This window comes from Gemmatirosa kalamazoonensis (assembly GCF_000522985.1).
Lineage (GTDB): Bacteria > Gemmatimonadota > Gemmatimonadetes > Gemmatimonadales > Gemmatimonadaceae > Gemmatirosa > Gemmatirosa kalamazoonensis.
Window position 1 is genome coordinate 4,594,823 of sequence record NZ_CP007128.1, and the last position, 21,924, is coordinate 4,616,746.

The 21,924-nt window shown below is 72.5% G+C and carries 20 protein-coding genes; all 20 read right to left on the reverse strand.

The annotated features are described in order from the left end of the window. Nucleotides 1-77 precede the first annotated feature (77 nt). Entirely contained in the window at nt 78-599 is a 522-nt protein-coding gene (locus tag J421_RS20025; protein WP_025412953.1) for a YybH family protein, read from the reverse strand. A gap of 32 nt (nt 600-631) precedes the next feature. Then, on the reverse strand, nt 632-1,156 hold the full coding sequence (locus J421_RS20030) for a YybH family protein (protein ID WP_025412954.1): 525 nt from the start codon (nt 1,154-1,156) through the stop codon (nt 632-634). Between the two features lie 127 nt (nt 1,157-1,283). Further along, nucleotides 1,284-3,743, reverse strand: a complete 2,460-nt coding sequence (gene topA, locus J421_RS20035; RefSeq protein ID WP_025412955.1) for a type I DNA topoisomerase — start codon at nt 3,741-3,743, stop codon at nt 1,284-1,286. 2 nt (nt 3,744-3,745) lie between these two features. Beyond that, nucleotides 3,746-4,189: a DUF494 family protein gene (locus tag J421_RS20040; protein ID WP_104022853.1), complete on the reverse strand. Its 444-nt coding sequence runs from the start codon at nt 4,187-4,189 to the stop codon at nt 3,746-3,748. A 2-nt stretch (nt 4,190-4,191) separates the two neighbouring features. Beyond that, entirely contained in the window at nt 4,192-4,722 is a 531-nt protein-coding gene (locus tag J421_RS20045; RefSeq protein ID WP_158508851.1) for a shikimate kinase, read from the reverse strand. A 5-nt stretch (nt 4,723-4,727) separates the two neighbouring features. Continuing rightward, entirely contained in the window at nt 4,728-5,921 is a 1,194-nt protein-coding gene (gene aroC / locus J421_RS20050; protein ID WP_025412958.1) for a chorismate synthase, read from the reverse strand. A gap of 150 nt (nt 5,922-6,071) precedes the next feature. Beyond that, nucleotides 6,072-8,540 carry a YncE family protein gene (locus J421_RS20055; protein WP_025412959.1) on the reverse strand — a complete coding sequence of 823 codons (2,469 nt, stop codon included), beginning with the start codon at nt 8,538-8,540 and terminating at the stop codon, nt 6,072-6,074. Between the two features lie 11 nt (nt 8,541-8,551). Further along, nucleotides 8,552-10,744 carry a type IV pilus secretin family protein gene (locus tag J421_RS20060; protein ID WP_025412960.1) on the reverse strand — a complete coding sequence of 731 codons (2,193 nt, stop codon included), beginning with the start codon at nt 10,742-10,744 and terminating at the stop codon, nt 8,552-8,554. After that, nucleotides 10,741-11,328, reverse strand: coding sequence for a hypothetical protein (locus J421_RS20065; protein ID WP_025412961.1), 588 nt, complete (start codon nt 11,326-11,328; stop codon nt 10,741-10,743). The genes J421_RS20060 and J421_RS20065 overlap by 4 nt, the downstream gene beginning before the upstream one ends. After that, nucleotides 11,325-11,786 (reverse strand): type IV pilus inner membrane component PilO, encoded by a 462-nt coding sequence (locus J421_RS20070; RefSeq protein ID WP_025412962.1) that lies wholly within the window; start codon nt 11,784-11,786, stop codon nt 11,325-11,327. The genes J421_RS20065 and J421_RS20070 overlap by 4 nt, the downstream gene beginning before the upstream one ends. After that, nucleotides 11,783-11,980, reverse strand: coding sequence for a hypothetical protein (locus J421_RS20075; RefSeq protein WP_148306412.1), 198 nt, complete (start codon nt 11,978-11,980; stop codon nt 11,783-11,785). The genes J421_RS20070 and J421_RS20075 overlap by 4 nt, the downstream gene beginning before the upstream one ends. A gap of 2 nt (nt 11,981-11,982) precedes the next feature. Beyond that, entirely contained in the window at nt 11,983-12,744 is a 762-nt protein-coding gene (locus J421_RS20080; protein ID WP_025412964.1) for a PilN domain-containing protein, read from the reverse strand. Between the two features lie 4 nt (nt 12,745-12,748). Beyond that, nucleotides 12,749-13,792, reverse strand: a complete 1,044-nt coding sequence (pilM, locus tag J421_RS20085; protein ID WP_025412965.1) for a type IV pilus assembly protein PilM — start codon at nt 13,790-13,792, stop codon at nt 12,749-12,751. 144 nt (nt 13,793-13,936) lie between these two features. Beyond that, a complete protein-coding gene (locus tag J421_RS20090) occupies nt 13,937-15,034 on the reverse strand; it encodes a hypothetical protein (RefSeq protein WP_025412966.1) in 1,098 nt (365 codons plus the stop codon). Nucleotides 15,035-15,036: 2 nt separating this feature from the next. Then, complete coding sequence (locus J421_RS20095) at nt 15,037-16,002, reverse strand: prepilin-type N-terminal cleavage/methylation domain-containing protein (RefSeq protein ID WP_148306413.1); 966 nt, start codon at nt 16,000-16,002, stop codon at nt 15,037-15,039. A 5-nt stretch (nt 16,003-16,007) separates the two neighbouring features. Next, nucleotides 16,008-16,364, reverse strand: a complete 357-nt coding sequence (locus J421_RS32925) for a prepilin-type N-terminal cleavage/methylation domain-containing protein (RefSeq protein WP_025412968.1) — start codon at nt 16,362-16,364, stop codon at nt 16,008-16,010. A gap of 37 nt (nt 16,365-16,401) precedes the next feature. Continuing rightward, entirely contained in the window at nt 16,402-17,601 is a 1,200-nt protein-coding gene (locus J421_RS20105; RefSeq protein WP_025412969.1) for a sensor histidine kinase, read from the reverse strand. 91 nt (nt 17,602-17,692) lie between these two features. Continuing rightward, nucleotides 17,693-18,109 carry a type IV pilin protein gene (locus J421_RS34505; protein WP_104022855.1) on the reverse strand — a complete coding sequence of 139 codons (417 nt, stop codon included), beginning with the start codon at nt 18,107-18,109 and terminating at the stop codon, nt 17,693-17,695. 401 nt (nt 18,110-18,510) lie between these two features. Further along, nucleotides 18,511-19,902, reverse strand: a complete 1,392-nt coding sequence (locus J421_RS20115; RefSeq protein WP_025412971.1) for a sigma-54-dependent transcriptional regulator — start codon at nt 19,900-19,902, stop codon at nt 18,511-18,513. Between the two features lie 311 nt (nt 19,903-20,213). Beyond that, nucleotides 20,214-21,902: a two-component system sensor histidine kinase NtrB gene (locus J421_RS34510; protein WP_025412972.1), complete on the reverse strand. Its 1,689-nt coding sequence runs from the start codon at nt 21,900-21,902 to the stop codon at nt 20,214-20,216. Nucleotides 21,903-21,924: the final 22 nt, after the last annotated feature.

Below are 21,924 nucleotides of genomic sequence, written 5' to 3' on the forward strand. Positions count from 1 at the left end.
CGTGGAGCGTGGAGCGTGGAGCGTGGAGCGTGGAGCGTGGAGCGTGGAGCGTGGAGCGTGGAGCGTGGAGCGTGAGATCACATGCCAGCGACGGGGACCTCGGACGCGTTGATGTCGGCGAGGACCTTCCACTGGCCGTTCACCTTCTTGAACGCGGTGACGTAGTTGCCGTGGTCGTTCATCGCCTTGCCCTTCGCGTCGGTCCACGTGAGGGTGTACGTGCCGCGCTCGACGGCGACGTCGCCGCTCTGCGCGACGAGCAGGTCGGACGCGTTGAAGTCGAGCTTCACGTCCTTGCCGAGTCCGTAGAGACCGGCCCACGCCTTGGTGACGGCCGCGGTCCCCTTCGCGGCCGGCTGGTTCGGCGCGTACTCGGCGCCGTCGTCGGTGTACAGCGCGGCGATGCCGGCGGTGTCCTTGCTGGCGAGCATCTGCTTCCAGCGCTCGCCGAGGGCCTTGATGGAGTCCTCGTCGGCCCTGGTGTTGGCGGCGTTCGAGGCGACGGCGGCGGGCGGCGTGGTGGTGTCCGTGCTCTCGGCCTTCTTCGCGGTGCAGCCGGCGGCGACGAGAAGCGCGAGAGCGGCAATGCACTGACGCATGGTGGGCACTCCGGCGTGAGAGGTGTGCGACGTCACATGCCCGGCATGGGGACTTCGGAGGCGTTGATGCTCGTCGCGATCTTCCACTGGCCGTTCACCTTCTTCCACGCGACGACGACGTTGCCGTGGTCGCTGGCGGGCTTTCCCTTCGCGTCGGTCCACGACAGCTGGTAGCGCGAGCGCGAGACGGCGAGGTCGCCGGACTGCGACACGATCACGTCCGCCGGCGCGAGCGTCGCCTTGAGGCCCTTCATCCCGCCGAACATGTCGCCGTACTCCTTGACGAGCGCGGCGCTCCCTCGCGCCGGCGCCATTCCCGGGGTGAAGTCGACACCGTCGTCGGCGTAGAGCGCGCGCACGGCGGCGGTGTCGTGGGCGCTCATCGCGGCGCCGATGCGATCGCTGATGGCGCGGATGGAGTCCTCGTCCGCCTTGGTGTTGGCCACGTTCGGCGCCGCGACGGCGGCCGCAGCGGTCGTGGAGTCGACTTTCTCGTCGGCCTTCGGGGAGCAGGCGGCAACGGCGAGCAGTGCGAGGGCAACGGTGCAGCGACGCATGGTGGGACCTCCGGGTGAGAGAGGCGTGCGTGCGGCGGGGAGTGCTGCTGCGTGGCTACGTTGCTGCGTCGCTGCGTGAGGGGCAACGTGCGCGGCCCACGCAGCCCACGCAGCCACGCAGCGGACGTCAGACGGCGACCGGCTCTTCGGCCTCCTCCGGCGTCTGGACGTCCCACTCGTTGCCGCACTTCAGGCACCGACGGTACGCCCCGCGCGTCTTGTTGGATTTCGCCTCCGCGCCGACGTAGCCACACTCGGGGCACACCTCGGGCACCGGCTTGTCCCACACCACGAAGTCGCAGTTCGGGTAGTTCTCGCAGCCGTAGAACAGCTTGCCGCGCGCCTTCGAGCGGCGCTCGGAGATGTCGCCGCCGTCCTTCGGGCACTTCACGCCCGTCGGCACGGAGCGCGTGCCGCGGCACTTCGGGAAGCGGCTGCAGCCGAGGAAGTCGCCCGAGCGGCCGTGGCGGAGCAGCATCGGCGCGCCGCACTCGTGGCAGAGGTAATCGGTGACGATCGCCTCCTTCTTCTCGCCCTTCAGCGGCCGCGTGTACTTGCAGTTCTTCGGATGGTTCTCGCAGGCGACGAACGGCCCGAAGAAGCCGCCCTTCGGCACGAGCCGACCGCCGCAGTCCGGGCACTTCTCCGTCGCGAGCGCCGACAGGTCGTGCGCCTCGGCGATGAGCTGATCGAGGTCGTTGTCGTTCAGCGTGGCGGAGAACGGCGTGTAGAACTCGTCGAGGACGTGCTGCCACGACACCTCGCCCTCCTCCACGCGGTCGAGCTCCTCCTCCATGTTCGCCGTGAACGCGACGTTGAACACGTCGGGGAACTTCTTCACCATGACCTTCTCGACCGTCTCGCCGAGCGGGGTGGGGAAGAAGCGGCGCTGCTCGAGGTTCACGTAGCGGCGGTCGGCGAGCACCGAGATGATGCTCGCGTAGGTGGACGGCCGGCCGATGCCGAGCCGCTCGAGCTCCTTCACGAGGCTCGCCTCGGAGTAGCGCGGCGGGGGCTGCGTGAAGTGCTGGGCCGGCGTGATCTCCTTCACCGGCACCTGCTCCTTCACCTCGAGCGTCGGCAGCTCCTGCTCGTCCTCGAGCGCCTTCGCCTCGCCCTCCTCGCGCGCCTCGCGGTAGAGCGCGAGGAAGCCCTGGAACTTCACGACGGAGCCGGTGGCGCGGAACAGATACGTGCTGGGCGCGCCCTCGAGCTCGAAGTCCACCGTCGTCGTGTCGAACACGGCGGGCGCCATCTGCGAGGCCATGAAGCGCTGCCAGATGAGCTGGTAGAGCTTGAACTGGTCCTCCTTGAGATAGCGCTGCACCTGGTCCGGGCGGCGCCGCGGATCCGTCGGCCTAACGCCCTCGTGCGCGTCCTGCGTGTTCTTCGACTTGCTGCTCTCGTAGAGCTGCGGGCCGGCGGCGAGGTACTCCTGGCCGAACAGCGTGTGCAGGTAGTCGCGCGCCTCGGCCGCCGCGCTCTCGGCGACGCGCGAGGAGTCGGTACGCATGTAGGTGATGAGACCGACCGCGCCCTCGTCCTTCCCGAGCTCGATGCCCTCGTAGAGATCCTGCGCGAGCCGCATCGTGCGCTTGGAGCCGAAGCCGAGCTTCTTCGCGGCCTCCTGCTGCAGCGTGCTGGTGGTGAACGGCGCCGACGGGTTCTTGCGGCGCTCGCGGCGCTTGACGTCGGTGACCGGGAAGACGCGCCGCCCCCGGAGGTCGGCGAGGACGTTCGCCGCCGCCGCCTCGTTAGGCAGCTCGGGCTTCTTGCCGTCGACGTGGTGCAGCTTGGCGGTGAACGTCTGCCCGTTCTTCTCGAGCAGCGCGGTCACGCTCCAGTACTCGACCGGCACGAACGCGCGGATCTCGCGCTCGCGCTCGACGATGAGACGCAGCGCGACGGTCTGCACGCGGCCCGCGGAGAGCCCCTTCTTCACCGTCTTCCAGAGGATGGGGCTCGCCTTGTAGCCGACGAGGCGATCGAGAACGCGGCGCGCCTGCTGCGCCTCGACCTTCTTCTCGTTGATCTCGGTGGCGTGCGCCATGGCGCGCTGCACGCCGTCCTTCGTGATCTCGTGGAACAGCACGCGCCGGATGGGCGCGCCGCCCTTGCGCTTGATCACGCTGACGACGTGCGCCCCGATCGCCTCGCCCTCGCGGTCCGGGTCGGTGGCGATGAACACCTCGCGGGCGTCCTTCGCGTTCTTCTTGAGATCCGCGATGACCGGCTCCTTGCCGGGGATCGGCACGAGCTCGGGCTCGAACCCGCCCTCGATGTCGATGCCGAGCTTCTTCTCGGGCAGGTCGAGGACGTGGCCGACCGTCGCCCGCACCTTGTAGCCGCGGCCGAGGTACTTGCCGATCGTCTTCGCCTTCGCGGGCGACTCGACGATGACGAGCGACGTGGAGCCCGGCTCCGACGGCTCGTCGTCGTCTGCGGGCTGATACTTGAGCGTCCGCTTGGCGGCGGCCTTCTTCGCCGTCGCCTTCTTCGCGGTCGCCTTCGCGGGCGTCGCCTTCGCGGGCGCCGCCTTCCTGGCCGCCGCCTTCGTGGGCTCGGTGTCCTTCTTCTTCGTGGGCATCGCTAGTGGATCGTCGTCGCGGTCGAGCCGCCGTCGTCGATGCCGGCGCTCTCGAGGAGGGCCCGCAGCTCGGCGAGGCCGACGCGGCCGTCGGTGCTCTGGAGTGCGCGCTCGATGAGCCCCTCGCGGTCCGCCGGCGACAGCGCGCCGGTGGCGGAGAGGGCGAGAATCCGACCCCACGCCTCGGGGGCGAAGCGTCCCCGCTCGTGGCTGCCGGGGACGCGGAACAGCGGGCCCTCGGGCCGACGTCCCGCCGGGGGACGCGAGGTCCCTCCGTCCGTCGGGACGCCGGAGAGATGGGGGGCGAACACCTCCAGGATCTCACCGATCTGACGCGCGTCGTACCCGCGCGACGCGAGCCAGACCTCGACCTCGCGCGGGTCGGCGCCTGGCGCGAATCGCTCGCGCATCTCGGAGAGCAAGTTGTTCAGGGAGGCGTCGCTCATGGTCATCCGTCGGCGCGCTCGAACTCGCGGGTGAGAACCGCCAGCGTGTCCGCCACCTCGTCGACCGACAGCGCCTCGGTGTCGAGGACGAAGTCGGCCATGGCGTAGAGGGCCTCGCGGCGGCGGAGCAGGCCCTCGAGGGCCTGCCGTGGGTCGGCTCCGGCGAGCAACGGTCGGGCCGCGAGCGCCGGTCCCATGCGGTCGAGCGCGGCCGCGGGACTCACCCGAAGGTAGATGATACGCGCCGCGGGGCGCAAAGTTGCCGCGGCGAGCGGGTTCGCCATCCAGCCGCCGCCGGGGGCGATGACCATGGCCGGCCGGCCCGCGAGCTCGACCGAGAGGTCGACCTCCCGCTCGCGGAACGCCGCCTCGCCGTCGCGGGCGAACAGCTCGGTCACCGAGCAGCCCGCACGGCGCTCCAGCTCCTCGTCGAAGTCGAGGAACGGGCGGGCGAGGCGGTCGGCGACGAGGCGGCCGGCGCTCGTCTTTCCGGCGCCCGGAAGACCGACGAGCACCAGGTGTCGACCGGCCACCGCGCTCACCCGATCCGCTCGCCGACCCGCGTCAGGTACCCGTCGTAGTTGCGTCGCATCTCGCCGAGTGAGTCGCCGCCGAACTTCTCCAGGAACGCCTGCGCGAGGACGAAGGCCGCCATCGCCTCGGCTATGACCCCCATGGCCGGTACGGCGGTCACGTCGCTGCGCTCCGCGGCGGCCGAGGCCGGCTCCGACTTCGCGACGTCGATCGTCTCGAGCGGGCGCATGAGGGTGCTGATCGGCTTCATGGCGACGCGGACGACGAGCGGCTCGCCGGTCGTCATGCCGCCCTCCAGGCCGCCCGCGCGGTTCGTCCGGCGGCGGGTGTGGCCGGTGAGCGGCCGGCCGGGGGCCAACTCGATCTCGTCGTGGACGTCGGCTCCCGTGCGGCGCGACGTCTCGAAGCCGAGGCCGATCTCGACGCCCTTCACGGCCGGAATCGACAGCATGGCCTGCCCCAGCCGGCCGTCGAGCTTCCGGTCCCAGCTCACGTGCGAGCCGAGGCCGACGGGGAGCCCGTCGACGACGACCTCGCAGATGCCGCCGAGCGTGTTGCCGGCGCGCTTGGTCTCGTCGATGAGCGTGATCATGCGCGCCTCGGCCGACGCATCGAGCGTGCGGAGCGGACTGGCGTCGGCGGCGGCGTTCAGGTCCTCCGGAAGCGTGTCCGGCCGCGCGGCGTCGATGCCGCCGAGGTGGACGAGGTGGCTGCCGATGCGGACGTCGAACTCGGCCAGCAGCCGACGGCAGATCGCGGCGGCGGCGACGCGGGCCGTGGTCTCGCGGGCGGAGGCGCGCTCAAGGATGTCGCGCGCGTCGGCGCGGTCGTACTTCAGGACCCCGGTGAGGTCGGCGTGGCCGGGACGGACGCGGGTCACGGCTCGGCGGCGCGGGTCGGGGTCGCCCTCGCGCGGCGCGGCGTCCATGACGTCCTGCCAGTTCTTCCAATCGTTGTTCCGGATCAACATCGCGATCGGCGACCCGACGGTCTCGCCCGCGCGCACGCCGCTCAGGAACTCGACGTGGTCCTTCTCGATCTGCATCCGGCGCCCGCGCCCGTAGCCCTGCTGGCGGCGGGCGAGCTCCGCGTCGACGTGCTCGGCCAGCAGCGGGACGCCGGCGGGCATGCCCTCGAGGACGGAGACGAGCGCGGGGCCGTGGGACTCGCCGGCGGTGGTGAAGCGGAGCTGGGACATCGGGCGGGACGGGTGAGCGGGACCGGCAACCTAACGTGCCCGAAGGGCAGGAGGGCAGGAGGGCGCGCGCGAAACGCGCGAGGGCAGGAGAGCCGATGGCCCTCCTGCCCTCTTGCCCTCCTACCCTCCTGCCCTCCTGCCCTCGCCTGGCTACCGCGCCGCGCGCATCCCTCCGGCGCAGCTCGAGGCGAACGGCCGGTCCACCGTGACGACGATGACGCCGGTGGCGGAGGCGCCGACGAGGACGAGGCGGCCGTCCGGGCGAACCGAGGCCTTGATCGGGCCGACGATGGGATCGCGGACCTCGATCGTCCCCACCTTCTGATAGCAGTAGGTGTCGAACACCTCGATCTGCGGACCCGTGGACGCCGAGAAGGCGAGGCGGGTGTTCGAGATCGGGGAGTTGAGCCCCGTGTTCATCGGGTGGAAGTCGAAGCCGGCGTTGCTACCGCCGTTCGTCTGCATGAGCCCCTGCAGGCGGAGCGTCGGGTCGATGATGTACGTCGAGTCGGCGCGGATGGCGGAGAGCTCGCCGTCGAAGTTGGTCGACACGCCGAGCACGCGGGCGTTCGAGTTCACGACGTAATCGGAGACGTCGAAGTAGCGCGAGATGCCGCGGTCCATCATCGGCTGGTCGAAGTACCAGACGCCGGAGAGCCCGAGGTCGATGGCCATCTGCATGCCGCGCGACGCGTCGTACATCATGGAGCGGCTCCCCTTCACCGGCCCGCCCTCGCCGATGATGGCGCGGCGGAAGTTGCCCGAGTTGCGGAGGAACGTGGTGTCGCGGAACGCGAGGTTGCCGACGTCGACGACGACGGAGTAGAGGCCCTGGTCGCCGTTGTCGTTCGTGAGGCGCGTCTGGTACGGCACGAGCACCGAGTCGCTGCCGACGCCCTGCGCCGCGTAGCGGGTGATCTCGAGCGTGTCGGCACGCTTCGCCTGCTGGCCGATGGCCTGCTCGAAGAAGAAGTGCGACGCGTGGGTGATGAGGTTCTCCCACCGCACGGTGCCGCGGTTCGGGAACGGCGTGGGCTGCGCGCCGGTGGCCGACGTGGAGTAGACCACGATGGCGTCGTCGCACGGACCGCCGTCGTCCGGACCCGAGCACGTCGAGGCGATGAACTGCGGCCGGTCGGTGAAGTCGTAGCAGGTGCGCTGCTGGAACTTCTGGCCGGAGGAGGAGACCTCGGTCGTGATCGAGCAGACGTGGATGTTCGGCAGCGGGTAGCGGTAGACCTCGCGGCCGGTCGATCCGCGGCGCAGGTCGACGTAGCTGACGTTCGTACCGCCCGAGTTCGCGACGAGCAGCGTGTCGGCGGCGTTCCCCGCGCGGTCGCGCGGCCAGGCCGAGATCCCCCACGGCCGCGAGCCGACGAGCACCGGCGCGAGGAACTGCGTGTCGGGGAGGCTGAAGACCTCGAGCTGGTTGCGATCGATGTTGGTCAGGTACAGCCGGTCGTAGCGCGGCAGGTAGATCGCGTCGGCCAGGCGCCCGCCGTTAGGCAGGTTGCGCGTGAGGCCGGCGACGAGCAGCACCGTGTCGGCGCGATCGAGGCCGTTGGCGAGCTTGGCGTAGCTGCGGCGGCCGGCGGCGTTCGTGGCGAACGACTTCACGACCACCGTGGCCGGCGGCGACACCTTGAGCCGCCACGTGAACGTGCTCTCCGCCACCGTGAGGTTGCCCGACGACGCGCCGGAGTCGGCGGCGAGCAGGGTGCCGGTGAGGCTGCGCACCTCGTAGCCGAGGCGCGTGATGCCGGTCGGATCGTTCGCCGAGACGTGCACCGTGTCGAGCACCTCGACGCGCGGGTGCAGGCCGATGCCGACGGTCGGGATGCTGTTCACCGCGCTGATCGGCTGCACGGCGTACGACACCGGGTCGCCGGTGGCGCGCTGGCCGAGCGAGTCGATGACGAACGGCGTGACGATGATGACGCCGGCCTTCACGGTGTCGGGCACGACGAGCGTGTCGAGCACCGCGACGGAGTCCTTCAGCGGCGCCTTGAGGATCGTCGAGTCGGCGAAGCGGTACGGGCCCGTGGTCGTGAAGCCGACCGTCTTCACCTTCAGCTGCGAGCGCGCGCTGAACGAGAGCACGCCGGACTTGCCGACGACGAACAGCGTGCCGGCGGCGGGGCCGGTGATGGTGACCTTCGGCGGCGTGACGTTGCCGACGGCGAGGCGCAGCGAGTCGGGCGTCGACGTGTTCGCGTTGCCGTCGACCGCCTGGGCGATCACGGTGACGATGGTGCCGACGGGCACCGAGCGCGCGACGACGACGCTGTACGGCAGCGTGACGGTCGTGACGGCGCTCGTGAACGTCGTGTCGAACGCGCCGGCCACGCCGCCGACGAGGCGGACGTGGATCGACTTCAGCCCGAGGTCGTCGCGCGCCTGGAGCTGGAACGAGAGGACGCTGTCCGGCGGCGTCCCGGTCGTCTTGCTGAGCGCGACGACGGGCGGGTTGCGGTCGGCGATGATCGACGCGACGGCGGTCGGCTGCTCGCCGCCGCAGGCGCCGAGGAACAGCAGCGCGAGCACGGCACCGAGCGCGCGGAACGAGCGCGCGACGAGCGACTCGTCCGACGGCAGCGGGCCCTGGTAGGTGTTAGGCATGGCGGCGGCGCTCAACGGCGGTTGGTGGGCGCCGTCTCGCCATCCTCGAGGATGTGCGGCGTGATGAGGATCAGGAGGTCGCGCTTGACCTGCGACGTCGTGGTCTGGCCGAACAGGCGGCCGATGAGCGGCAGGTCGACGAGGAACGGGATGCCGGTCTTCGCCTTCGACGTCTCGGTGACCGTGAGGCCGCCGATGACCGCCGTCTCGCCGTCGCCGACGAGGAGCTGGTTGTCGGCGCGCTGGCGGTTGAAGATCACGCCGACGTCGCTCGACGCGGCCTGCGCGTTGGAGTTCTCCGCGCTGACCGTGAGGACGACCTTGCGGTTGTTCGTGACCTGCGGCGTGACGGAGAGCTTGATGCCCGCCTCCTCGAGGCGCACCGTGGCGCGCGGGAAGTTCCCGCCGCCGCCGCCGCCGCTGTTGCCGCCCGCGCTCGCGTCGATGACGCGGATCGGGATCTGCTGGCCGACGAAGATCTCGGCCGTCCGGTTGTTCAGCGTCACGATGCTCGGCTCCGACTGCACGTCGGCGAGCGACGTCTGCTGGAGCACGTTGAGGAACGACGTGAGCTGGAAGCGGCCGATGGTGGCCGAGTAGATCAGGTTCAGCGCCGACGGCGTCATCGCGTTGTTCGCGTTCGCGAGCGCGGAGAGCGCGTTGCCGCCGACCGAGATGCGGTCGCCGTCGAACGGCGAGCCGCCGCCCATCGCGTCCGGCACGCCGTCGCCGTTCGTGTCGACCGGCTTGCGCGTCGACGGGTCGATGCGCTTGACGAGCGAGTTGAAGAACTGCTGGGTGCCGGTGCCGAGGTCGTACGAGACGCCGATGTCCTCGAGGCCCGTGCGATTGACGAAGACGATCTTCGCCTTGATCGCGACCTGCGGCGTGCGGACGTCGAGCTCCTGCAGCCGCGCGGTGATCTCGGGGAGGTGCGACGGGACGTCGGTGACGAGCAGCTTGTTGGTCGACGTGTCGGCGGTGACGGCGCCGCGCACGAGGCAGGTGCGCGTGGCGGTCGACGCGCCCGCCTGCGTCGCGGCGGCCGAGTTGGCCGTGGCGCCGGAGGCGGCGCCGACGACGTCGTTGCCGACGGTGGTGCCGCAGTCGCGCGAGAGCAGCGTCTGGACGATCGGCAGCAGCGACGAGGCCTTCGCGTAGTTCACCTCGACGATCTGCGTGACGAGCGGCTCGACGGCGCGCGTGGAGGCGATGTTCTTGTAGCTGTCGACGGTGATGATGCCGCTCTTGTCCTCGGTGGCGGCGAGCCCTTGCGACCGGAGGAGCGCGCCGAGCGCGACGTCCCACGGCTGCTCCTTGATCTCGGCGGTCACCTGCCCCGTGACGTCGCGGCCGACGATGATCGTGCGGCCGGAGAACGCGGCGAACGCGGCGACGACGTCGTGGATGTCGGCGTCCTGGTACGTGACGGTGATGCGCGGCGCGACGGCGACGCGGCTCGCGGGCTCGGCACGCGTCGGCTCGGGCTCGCTGTCGCGCGCCTTCTCGAACGCCGGCTTGTCGACCGCGGCCTTGGCGATCGCCGGGCGCTCGGCCGGCTTCTCGACCGGCTTGTCCGCGATCTTCTCCGGCTGCCTAACGGCGAGGCGGGTCGGGGCGGGCGCGGGGCGCGCGACGGGCGGCTGCTCGGCGGGCTGCTCGGCCGCGGGCGGCGCGGCCTGCGGCGCGGGCTGCGCGGCGACGACGCTGGCGATGCCGGCGCTCTGCCACGGGGCGAAGTCGGTGGCGCCGCCCTTCACGACGAGGCGGACCTCGCCGTCGGTCTTGCGCACCTCGTAGCGGTGCGAGCCGTCGAGCTCCACGACGACGCGGACGATGCCGGCGCGGAACTGCGACAGCCGGACGTTGGTCACGCCGCCGCGCACGACGCCATCGTAGGCGCGGGCGGCGTGCGCGAGCTGCGCGCCGGAGATGTCGAGCACGATGCGGAACGGCGAGTCGAGCGTGAAGTCCTGCACCTCGACCTGCCGGTCGACGCGCACGGCGATCTCGGCTCCGGCGGTGCCGGCCGGCGCGACGCGCACGGCGGTGACGGCGCCCCGGGCGGCGTCGGGCGCGGGCGCCTCGGCCACCGCGCTACGCCGCACGCCGGCGGCGAGCCAGGCGCTCGCGGCGTGCGCCGGAGTGACGGGCGCGGTCGCGTGCAGCGCGGCCGCGGCGGTGATCAGCGTCCCTACCTTCATTTGCCCCTCACTGCGGTGGAATCGTTCAGCCCCAGCGTCTCCTGACGGCTGTAGCCCAGCTCCTCGATCGTGAACACGACCGCCTTCTTCTGAATCGCCGCGACGCGCATCCGGCCGAGGACCGAGCCGACACGCACGCGGTGCTGCGTCTTCGCGTTGACGTCGCGGAGGATCGCGACGGAGCCGCCGTTCGTGGGATCGAACGCGACGGCGACGAGCCGCAGCTCCGCCAGCATCGGGCGAAGATCGGCCGTCGTGAGCAGCGACTTGAACGGATCGCGCCGGCCGTCGCTCGTGTAGCTGTACGTCTCGCGCTCGATGGTGACGATCGCCGGCGGCGTGTTCGCCTTCGCGTCCGCCTTGCCGGCCTTCGCGTTCGGCTTCGCGCTGGGCTTCGCGCTGGGCTTCGCGTCAGGCTTCGCGTTAGGCGCGGCGTGACGGACGGCGCCGCGCGGCGCGGCGGCCTTCGCGGGCACGACGTCCGCCGCCGGATGCACCACGCGCGACTGTGCGCGCAGCGCGGCGGCGCCGCCGCCGGCGAGCACGCCGGCGAGCGCGCTCAGAAGCAGGCCTCTCGGCGTCATGGCAGGATCTCCCCGGTGTTGGCGACCGGCCGCACGGCGACGGTGTCGGCGGGCGCCGTCGCGATGCCGTGCGCGACGTACGTCTGCAGCGTGACCGAGGCGGCGAGCTGCGGCGGGCGCGTCACGCCCGGCTTCACCGGCGCCTGGGCGGCGTCGGGCGCGGGCGTGAGCGTGAACGCGACCGGCGCGACGATGCGCGGCAGCGAGCCGACGTTCGCGAGGAACGTCGAGAGCCGGTGGTAGCCGCCGACGACGGTGATCTTGTAGCGGTACGTGTCGAACTCGTCGCCCTTCAGCACGGGATCCGGCACGACGCCGCTGACCTCGAGCCCCGCGCGACGCGCGGCGGTGGAGATCTCCTCGAGCAGCGCGGGGACCTCACGCTCGGTCGGCACGAGCCGGCGCATCGCCTCGAGGCCGGCGCCGGTGCGGGCGGCCTCGTCGCGCAGCTTCGTCATGTCGGCGTGCGACGCCTGCGCGCGCGCGCCTTCGCGTTCTGCCCGTCGAGCGTCTCGACGTGCGCGCGCACGGTCTCGAGCTCCGCGGCCTTGGCCGTGTACGGGTACGAGTAGTAGTAGCCGGCGAGGGCGACCCCGATCAGGCCCATGGCGACCTTGATCTGGTCCTTCTGGTTCGACGGGAGGAGTCCCACGGTCACCTCACCGGGACGGAGATGGTCACGGTGCGCAGCACGTCGCGCGTCGGGCGCTCGTACTCCGCGTCGAGCGTGAACTCGGTGAGCTCGCGCGAGCTGCCCTGCACCTGCTGCGCGGCGGGCGCGGAGTTCACGAGCTGCACGTTGCGCACGAACGGCGAGGCTTCGAGGTCGCGCATGAACAGCGTCAGGGCCTGCAGGTCGACCGTCTGGCCGACGACGCGGAAGCGGAGCGTCGGCACGCTGTCGGTCGTCGCCTTCGCACCGTTAGGCGCGGCGGCCTTCGTGTCGGCCACCGGCTTCGCGCCGGCCTTCCCCACGACGGTCGTCGGCGGCGCCGGCGGCGCGCTCGTCTGGGTCACGCTGGAGAGCCAGGTGTACGGCGGCAGCGTCGCGCTCACCTCGTCGAGCAGGTGCGCCCACGTGTAGCGCGTGCTGTCGATGGCGGTGATGATGCGCAGCTCGCGGCCGAGCGAGTCGCGCCGCGCGAGCACCTTCGCGCGCGCCGCGATGACGCCGGCGAAGCGGGCGGAGTCGCGCTGCGCGGCCTCCTCCTGCTGCGTCAGCTCCGCGGCTTCGGCGGTCTGCGTGAGGTGGAGCGCCGCGACGGCGCCGCACGACGCGACCACGGCGACGACGGCACCGATGAGGTACTTGTCGCGTAGCGGCGCGAGCGCGCGGCCGATCGCGGGGCTCGCCTTCGGGAGCCCGCGGCGCCGGCGGCGCCCGCCCTCGGGATGCAGGTTGATGTGGATCAGCATGGCGTTAGGCCGCCGCGCGGAGCGCGAGCCCGATGGGGAGCATGAGCAGCGGCGCGACCGCGGCCGCGTCGACGTCGTCGAGCGCGCCGTCACGCACGGCGAGCGCGGCGAGTGGGCTCGCCGCCTCCACGTTCACGCGAAGACGGCCGGCGATCGCCTGGGCGAGCCCGGGGATCTGCGCGCCGCCGCCGCACAGGTAGAGCGCGCGGAGCGGGCCCGCGGAGCGCGACGCCGACTCGAGGAACGCGGCCGCGCGCTCGACGCCGGCCGCGATGTCTTCCGCATGCCGCGCGAGCACCGCGTCGAGCCGCGGGTCCGACGCGCCGGCGCGCAGCAGCTGTTCGGCCTCGCGCGACGACAGGCCGTGCTCGCGCTGCAGATCCTCGCGGACGCGGCGCGTGCCGCAGGCGAGGTCGCGCGTGAGCGCCGGCACGCCGTCGTCGAGGATGTTCACGTTGGTCACGTCGTGGCCGACGTTCGCGAGCGCGACCACGCCCTCGAGCGCGTCCGGATAGTTCGCGGCGAACGCGTTGTGCAGCGCGAACGCGTCGACGTCGACGAGCGCCACGTCGGCGCCGGCCTCACCGAGCAGGCGCAGCTTCGCGTCGACGAGCTCGCGCTTCGCGGCGACGAGCAGCACGGTCATCTCGCGGCCCTCGCCCTCGGGGTCGAGGATCTGGAAGTCGAGCTGCACGGAGTCCATGTCGAACGGCACGTGCTGCTCGGCCTCGAAGCGCATCAGCTCACGCGCCTGCGCTTCGGGGACGCGCTCGCTGCGGATGCGCTTCACGATGACGTCGCGTCCGCCGACGGCGACGACGAGTCCCTTCGGCTTCACGCCCGCGGCGTGCAGCGTCTCGCGCACGGCGTCGGCGACGAGCGCCGGATCCATCACCTCGCCGTCGACGATCGCGTCGGCGCCGAGTGGAGTGACGGCCACCTTGACGAGCTCCGGAAGGTCCTTGCCGTGATCCACCACGGCGGCCTTCACGAGCCCGGAGCCGATGTCGAGGCCCACGGTGGTGCGGTTGCGGCGGAATAGCGCCATGCGAGTGGTTGCTGTGAGACGACCGTGCGACGGCGATCCTGCAAGTACGATCTTGACAAAGCGACGAACGCGTATCGCGTCAGCGTGAACACGAGTCGAAGTGCGCTCAGGTAACAGCGGCGCCCGCTTCGGGAGTGATTCGTGTCACCGTGTTACTTCCGCCCAACTGTGTCGTCGCGCCGCGCTCGCGCGTGCGATGCCATCCATCGCGCGCTCGATCGCGCAGCGTGAGAACTGCACGAGCGATCCCGCGCCGAGCGCACCACCACCCTGCACGAGCAGCGCGCCGTGCAACCGCAGCGCACCGACGTCCGCGCGCAGCGCACCGCGCACGACGATCACGCCGGCGTACGTGACGGATCCGTTCAGAACGAGATCGCCGTTCACGAGCAGCATGCCCTGCCCGCGTCCGCCGTCGAGCGCGAGCCCGTTCGGCGCGACGACGATCGGGAACGTCGTCGTGCACGCGCCCACCGCCCCACCGCCCCGCATCGGCTCCGACCACGCATCGACGTCGAGCACGCACGTCGATGCGCTCGCGCGCGGCGTCGGCACGCTCGGCCCACTGGCGACGACGACGTCGGCGCGCACGGCGAGCGTGGCCCAGTCGTCCGCCCCGAACGCCGCGTAGCTCGCAGTGTCGGCAGCGGCGGAGTGTTGCTTGAGCGCACCACCGATCGTCGATTGTGGCGCGGGACGCACAGCCCCTGCCGCGGCCGTGGCGACGGCGGCCGTGTCGCTCGTCGGCGTCGCGCAGTCGGTCCATCCGGGCGGCGGCACGTCGCGTCCGTCCACCGCTGCATGGTCGAGCACCGAGAGCGTGCCCCCGGACGTGATGGCGGCGAGCGCCGCGACGGTCGGCGGCGCGAGACGCACGAACGAGGACGCGGTGCGCTCCGCCTGCCCTGCCGCACCGGGCGCCGCCGAGCGCTCGCGGGCCGACGCCTCGACGAGGAAGCGCGTGCGATCCAGGCGCACGACGCGCACGACGTCGCGAGGATCGGCGGCGCCGACGCCGGAGTCCACCGCGCCGACCGCGAGCACACTGCGCCGTCGGTCCCACTCGCGCACCGCGTGCTCCAGCGAGCCCCACGCGCGCGACTCCGCCCGCACGCGCGCGAGATCGTCGCTCGCCGAGCGGTTCGACTCGCGCGCCGCGAGCGCGGCCCCGGCGCCTAACGCGGCGACGACCACGAGGGCGACGAGGACGACGGCGAGCGCGGCACCGCGACGCGATCGCATGGTCAGCCTCCGCGCGGCGCGACGACGAACGCCACCGAGTCGACCGACGTCGCCCCGCGCACGCCGGTGAGCGACGGCACGTCGGCGCGCACGACGACGTCGACGCGCACGACGCGCGAGGACACCACCGATCCGACGAGCGCGTTCCCCGCCGAGTCGCGCGCGACGATCGTGAGGCCCCCGCGCGAGCCCGGTGGGCGGAGCGGCCCCGCGACCGGCTGCGTGCCCGTCCACGCCGCGCCGTCCCATTCACGCTCGCCGAGGTACCACAGGCCGCCGGAGCGGTAGTGGAGCCACCGTACCCGGCGCGCGAGCCGGACCGGTGCGCCGGGCGCGACGGCCCCCGGCAGCGGCATCGTTAGGCGGAGGCGCGGCCGCGGCTGCGCGGTCGCCGCGAGCGGCGAGGCCGCGCATCCAACCGTGGTGCCGCCGACCGATTCGACGTCGCGCGCGATCCACGCGCCGCCCGACGCGTCGTCCACGTGCACGAGCGCGACGTCGCCCGGCTGCGGCGCGGCGCGCCACCAGCTCAGCGCGGGCGGCGCGGTGGCGAGCGGCACGAGATCGATCGTGCTCGGGTCGACCACGCCGCAGACGACCGATGCGCCGGTGGCCGCGCGCAGCTCGAGCAGCGTGTCGCTCACGACCACGAGGTCCGACGAGTCGGCCGCGTCGCGGGTGCCGGCGGCCATGCGGAGCGCGGGCCGGAGCGCGTCGGCCGCGGCAGCGAGCTGTGCGCGCGCGGCGCGCCGCGCGTCGAGCGCGCCCTGCAGCCGCCACTGCCGCGCGACGACGTCGGCGACGGTCGCGGTGAGCACGCCGAGCAGCACGAGGGAGACGAGCAGCTCGACCAGGGTGAAGCCTGCTGCTCTTCGAATGAACCGCAGAGGACGCAGAGGACGCAGAGGAGTGTCATGTGCAGTCCTCTGCGTCCTCCGCGTCCTCTGTGGTTCAATGAAAGGCAACATCGTCGTCACCGACCGCAGCGCACCGGCGCGCCGATCGAGGCCGACCGGACGGGCGCGCCGCTCGACGTCCAGCGCACCGAGTCCGCGAGCCAGTGCACGCTGTCGACGGTCCAGGTGCTCCACGCCTCGGCGGCGACCCGCGTGGCGTTGCCGCCCGCGCCGTCGGCGCACGGTGACGAGGCCACGCGCTCGAGTCGATCGGCGAGCAGCGCGGCGGCGCGCTCGCTCGCGACGGCGCGCGACTCGGCGCGCGCGAGCTGCGTCGCGGTGCCCGCCAGCGCGAGCAGCCCGACGACCAGCAGGCCGAGCGCGACGAGCAGCTCGGCGATCGTGAACCCGCGTCTCCCATCTCTCGCTCGCATGCGACACACGGTGCGTCGCGCGCGGGCGGACGACGTATCAATCCGTCGCGGGAGGGGTCGAATCGTTGCGCACGAACAGCGGGAGCTGCAGCGCGTCCTCGATCGGCTCGGCGAACGCGGCGCGTCGTGCCGACTGGGCGTGGCCGTCGGCCAGTGGGAGCACGATGACGAACGCGGCGCCGCCCTCGCGCGCCCGCTGCACCCACACCGCGCCGCCCAGCGCATCGACGATGCGCGCCACGACGGCGAGGCCGAGCCCCGTGCCGCGGCTGGCGGACTTCGTCGTGAAAAACGGATCGAACACGCGCTCCACGTCGTCGGGCGCGATGCCGGGACCGGAGTCGGCGACGACGACCTGCGCCACGAGCCCCGGCGCGCGCACCGCGCCGGAGAGCCACTCCGCGACGCGGCGATGCGGCTTGTGCGGCACGTACTCGCCCGGCACGTCGCCGGCACGTCCGCGCGGCGCGCGCAGCTCGTCGACCGGGACGATGCGCGTGCGCAGCGCGATCCGTCCCACGCGCTCCATCGCGTCGGCGGCGTTCAGCAGCAGGTTCACGAACACCTGCTCCAGCTCGTGCCGCTCGGCGAACACCGTCGGCGCCGCGCGGTCGAGATCCTCGGCGACGCGGATGCGGCGCAGCACGCCCTGGTCGTTGAGCAGGCGGCGCGCGCCGGCGAGGACGTCGTTCACGTCGACCGCGCTCGGGGTCACGCGGCGCGGGCGCGCGAAGTCGAGCAGGCCGCGCACGATGCGGTCGATGCGCGCCGTCTCGCGCTCGAGCGCGTCGAGCACGTCGCCGACGCCGGGGATCGTGGCGCCGCGCGTGCGGAGCACGTGCGCGTAGCCGGCGATCGCGGCGAGCGGGTTCCCCACCTCGTGCGCGATGCCGGCGGCCATGTGCCCCACGGTCGCGAGCTTCTCCACGCGCGCGCGCTGCGCCTGCTCCGCGCGGAGCTGCTCGGCGAGACGCTGATAGCGCTCGCTCAGCTCGCGGCGCCCCCAGCGGCGCGTGAGCACGATGCCGGCGACGGAGAGCACGGCGGCCGCCGCCGCGGCGGCGAGCAGGCCGGTGCCTAACGATTCACCGCCGGCGACGCGCAGGGCGCCCAACGCGACGAGCGCGCCGGCCACCGCCGCGAGGGCGGCGAGCAGCGCGACGCGGCGCGCGAGGGCGCGGAGCAGCGGCGGCGGGACGTAGGGATCGATCGGATCCGTCGGAGTCGACTCCGGCATGCGCGGAGGATCCTCGCGTGCCCCGAAAGCGGCAAGGGGGCGGCACCCGAAGGTGCCGCCCCCCTCCCGCACAGCGGTGCTGCTCCGTGACTTACTTACAGAGCGGCGCGCCGTCGGCCGTGGCCGAGCCCTTGTTCGTCGCCGCGGCGCCCGTCGGGCCGCCCGCGAAGATGTTGCAGCTCGTGACCGCCTTGACCGCCGGGTTCGTGATCGCGGCCGACCAGCCGGTCGCATCGCCGTCGACGCCCTGGATCGCGTTGCCCTGGCTCAGGTTCCACAGGTAGTTACCCGTCAGCTCGCTCTGCTTCGCGTAGCGGCCGGAGTCGGAGTAGAAGGCCTCCTGCACGTTCGTGAGGTTCTTCAGGTCCGCCTTCATCGTCGCCATGTACGCCTTCTCCTTGGTCGACGAGAACTTCGGGATCGCGATCGCGGCGAGAATGCCGATGATGACGACGACGATCAGAAGCTCGATCAGCGTGAAGCCCTTGCGGTTCGTGTTCTGCATCATGTGCGGTTGCCTCCGTGCGGGGTTTGAAGCGGTGTTGCGGGAAGTGTTGGATTCGTGCACGTGTTGCATTCTCGGCACGTTCCGGCGGTCACTTGAGCGGGTGCGATCTCACGTTTTCGTGTGACGCTCGCGTCGTTCGGCGGCCGCTCGTCGCGTGCTGCCGGGCGCCTCTAAGGCAGTGCGCATGCCGTCCGAGTCGCGCTAGCCTAACGCGCGGAGATGCAATCACTTACACCGTTCGAACGCGGGGCGGATCCTTCCGACGCGCACCGCGTTTTGCATGATGCGTTGCAGCTTGCAAGAGCCGCCGCTCGGCCGCTCGACGGGCCTAACGAGCGACGAATGGCCCCCGGCGTCCGATGCCGGGGGCCATTCGTCATTTCAGCTCGTTCCGTCGCTTCTCAGTCGACGCCGTAGCGGGCGAGCTTGCGGTAGAGCGTCGACGGGTCGATCCCCAGCACCTCGGCCGCGCGGCTCTTGTTGCCGCTCTCGTTCTGCAGCACCCACGTGACGTACGCGCGCTCGATCGCCTCCAGCGTGGGCGACGCCGGCGCGCGCTCGCTCACGAGCGGCTCGGCGCGTCGCTCGGACACACGCTCGGGCAGCGACGCGGCGGCGATGGTGTCGCCGGCGGTGAGGATCACGGCGCGCTCCAGCGCGTTCTCCAGCTCGCGCACGTTGCCGGGCCAGTCGTAGGCCATCATCGCGTCGAGGGCCTGCGGCGCGAGCGTCTTCGGCGAGTCGCCGCGGTGCGCCGCGGATCGGCGCAGGAACGCGTCGGCGAGCAGCGGGATGTCGTCGCGACGATCGCGCAGCGGCGGCAGGTGCACCGTGATGACGTTCAACCGGTAGTACAGATCGCCGCGGAAGCCGCCGCGCCGCACCTCGTCCTCGAGGTCGCGGTTCGTCGCCGCGACGAGGCGCGCATCGACCGGCACCGCTTCCGTCGCGCCCACGGGGATGATCTCGCGCTGCTGCAGCACGCGCAGGAGCTTCACCTGCGTCGCCGGCGTCGTCTCGCCGATCTCGTCGAGGAAGAACGTGCCGCCGGTCGCCGCCGCGAACAGACCCTGCTTGTCCTTCACCGCGCCGGTGAAGGAGCCCTTCATGTGGCCGAACAGCTCACTTTCCAGCAGCCCCTCGGGGAGCGCGCCGCAGTTCACGGAGAGGAACGGTCCGCCGAGTCGTCCGGAGCGCTCGTGGATGAGGCGCGCGACGACCTCCTTGCCCGTGCCGCTCTCGCCGGTGACGAGCACCGTGCTGTCGGTCGGCGCGACGGTCTCCGCCAGCCGCAGCGCCTCGCGCCACGCGCGGCTCTGCCCCACCGGTGGCGCGGCCGACGATCCACCGCGCCGCTTCAGCTCCTGCTTCAGCGACGTGTTCTCGACGCGCAGCGTGCGATGCTCGGCGGCGCGGCGCACCGTGGCCACCAGCTCGTCGTTGCGGAACGGCTTCTGGAGGTAGTAGTACGCGCCCGCGTTCACCGCCTGGATGGCGCTCTGCAGCGTCGCCTGCGCGGTCATGAGGATCACCGGCGTGTCCGGGTCCTGCGCGCGCGCCGCGTCGAGCACCTGCAGCCCGTCGACGCCGGGCATGCGCACGTCGCTCAGCACGACGTCGGGCTTCAGCGCGGCGATCTGCTCGAGCCCCGCGCGGCCCCCGTGCGCGGCGTGCACGGCGAAGCCCTCCTCCTTGAGGAGGATGCGCAGCGAGTCGAGGATCGACGTTTCGTCGTCGATGAGGAGGACGGAGCAGCTCATGTCCTGATGACGCGCCAGCGGCGATGGGGTCATCTGGAGAGGAACGGCGGGACGATCTACTGCGGGACGATCTACTGCGGGACGCTTCACCGCGGGACGCTTCACCGCGGGACGCTTCACCGGGGGACGCATACGGCGGGACCGCGCGTACCTAGTCCCCAGGGGGGCTCCCCCCCCTTCGCCCAAGGTGCTACTCGCGGATCGCGCCGCGGTGCCAATCCGACGCGGAGCGGATCCGGCCATCGCGGCACCGCCGTCGATCGTCCCGCCGTTCGTCGTCCCGCCGTTCGTCGTCCCGCCGTCGTCGTCCCGCCGTCGGCCGTCCCGCAGTCACGTGTCCGTCCCTACGCCGCCGCCCGCTCCGCCGTCGTCCCCATCCCCTCGGCGGCCCGCGGCAGCAGCAGCGTGAACCGCGCCCCGCTCCCTCCCCCGCCCGCCTCCACGAGCACCACGCCGCGGTGCGCTTCCACCACGCGGTGCACCACCGCGAGACCGAGCCCACTGCCGGTCGGCTTCGTCGTGAAGAACGGGTCGAACAGCCGGTCGAGCGTCTCCGGGTCGATGCCGCGGCCACCGTCCGACACGTGCACCGCGACGGCGCCGCCCGCGAACGCGATGCCGGGCGGCAGCTCCGCGGCCTCCGGCAGCTGCACCTCGATGCGCACGCGTCCCCCGGCCGGCGTCGCCTGCACCGCGTTCAGCGCGAGGTTGAACAGCGCGCGATGCAGCAGCTCCTCGTCGCCGTCGACGAGCACCGCGGCGCCGTCGCTGCCTTCGGGCGCGTCCACGTCGATGCGCACGTCCTCGGCGCGCGACGGGTGCGCGGCCGCGAGCTGCGCCGCGTCGCGCGCCACCGACGCGACGTCCACCCGCTCCACGCGGCGCACGCGGGCGCGCGCGAAGTCGAGGAACTCGCTCAGCAGGCGGCTCAGGCGATCGCTCTCGCGCACGATGAGCGTGGAGAGCGTGCGCTCGTCCTCGTCGTCCTCCCCGGCTGCGGCGGCGCGTCGCGCACTGCGCCGCGCGAGCTGCTCCACCGCGCTGCGGATCGACGCGAGCGGGTTCTTGATCTCGTGCGCCAGCGACGCCGAGAGCTCGGCGATCGCCTCCAGCCGACCGGCGCGCGCGTGCAGCGCGTCGATCCGCTTGGAGTCCGTGATGTCGGAGAAGATCGCGGTCCCGGTGCGCGCGTCGTCCGCGCCCGCGGTCGTCGTCACGCCGATGCGCCGCAAGCCGTCGGCGCGCGCCACGGTGCCCTCGGCGCGCGTGGTCCGCTCGCGCTCCACCGCGGCGCGCCGCAGCGCGTGTGCGAGCTCCGGCGACCGCTCGGCGATGGACTCGAGCACCGGGGCGCCGAGCCGCTCGTGGAGCGCGACGCCGAGCAGCGCCGAGGCCGCGGGGTTCGCGTAGAGCAGCACCCCGTCCGCGTCGACCGTGAGGATGCCGCTGTTCATCGCGCGGAGGATGTCGGCCGCCTCCACGCTCGCCCGCGCGAGCGCCGCGGTGAGCCGGTGGCCGCCGGTGCCCGCGGCGCGCATCCGCGCCCCCACCCACCCGCTCGCGACCGCGACGACGCCGAACAGCGCGACCTGGAGGCCGATGCCGCCGGAGGTGGCGTACGGGCGCAGCCACGCGGCATCGGCGGCGTAGAGCACGTCCGCGGCGGCCACGGCGAGCGCGCCGCCGACGGCCGGCAGGAGCAGCGCGGCGTACGCCACCACGAGCACATAGAGCGCGACGAACTGCGACGCGCCGGCGCCGGTGACGTGGACCACCGCCGTGACGAGCGCGAGGTCGCAGAGGACGTTCGCGGCGACCACCAGCGTCGAGGGGCCCGCGTCGTCCCGCGGCCGGCGGTCGAGGGCGATCGCGGCGCCGGTCCACAGCACCGCGCCGGCGAACGCCAGCGTCGCGACGAGGGTGTCGTTGCGGGTGGCGCTCGTCCACACGAACACCGCCGCGAGCAGGATCGCCGCGGCGACCGTGAGCCGCGCCACGTGGACCCAGCGCACGATCTGGCGCGGGTCCAGCATGACTTGCAGCGCGAGGGCGGTA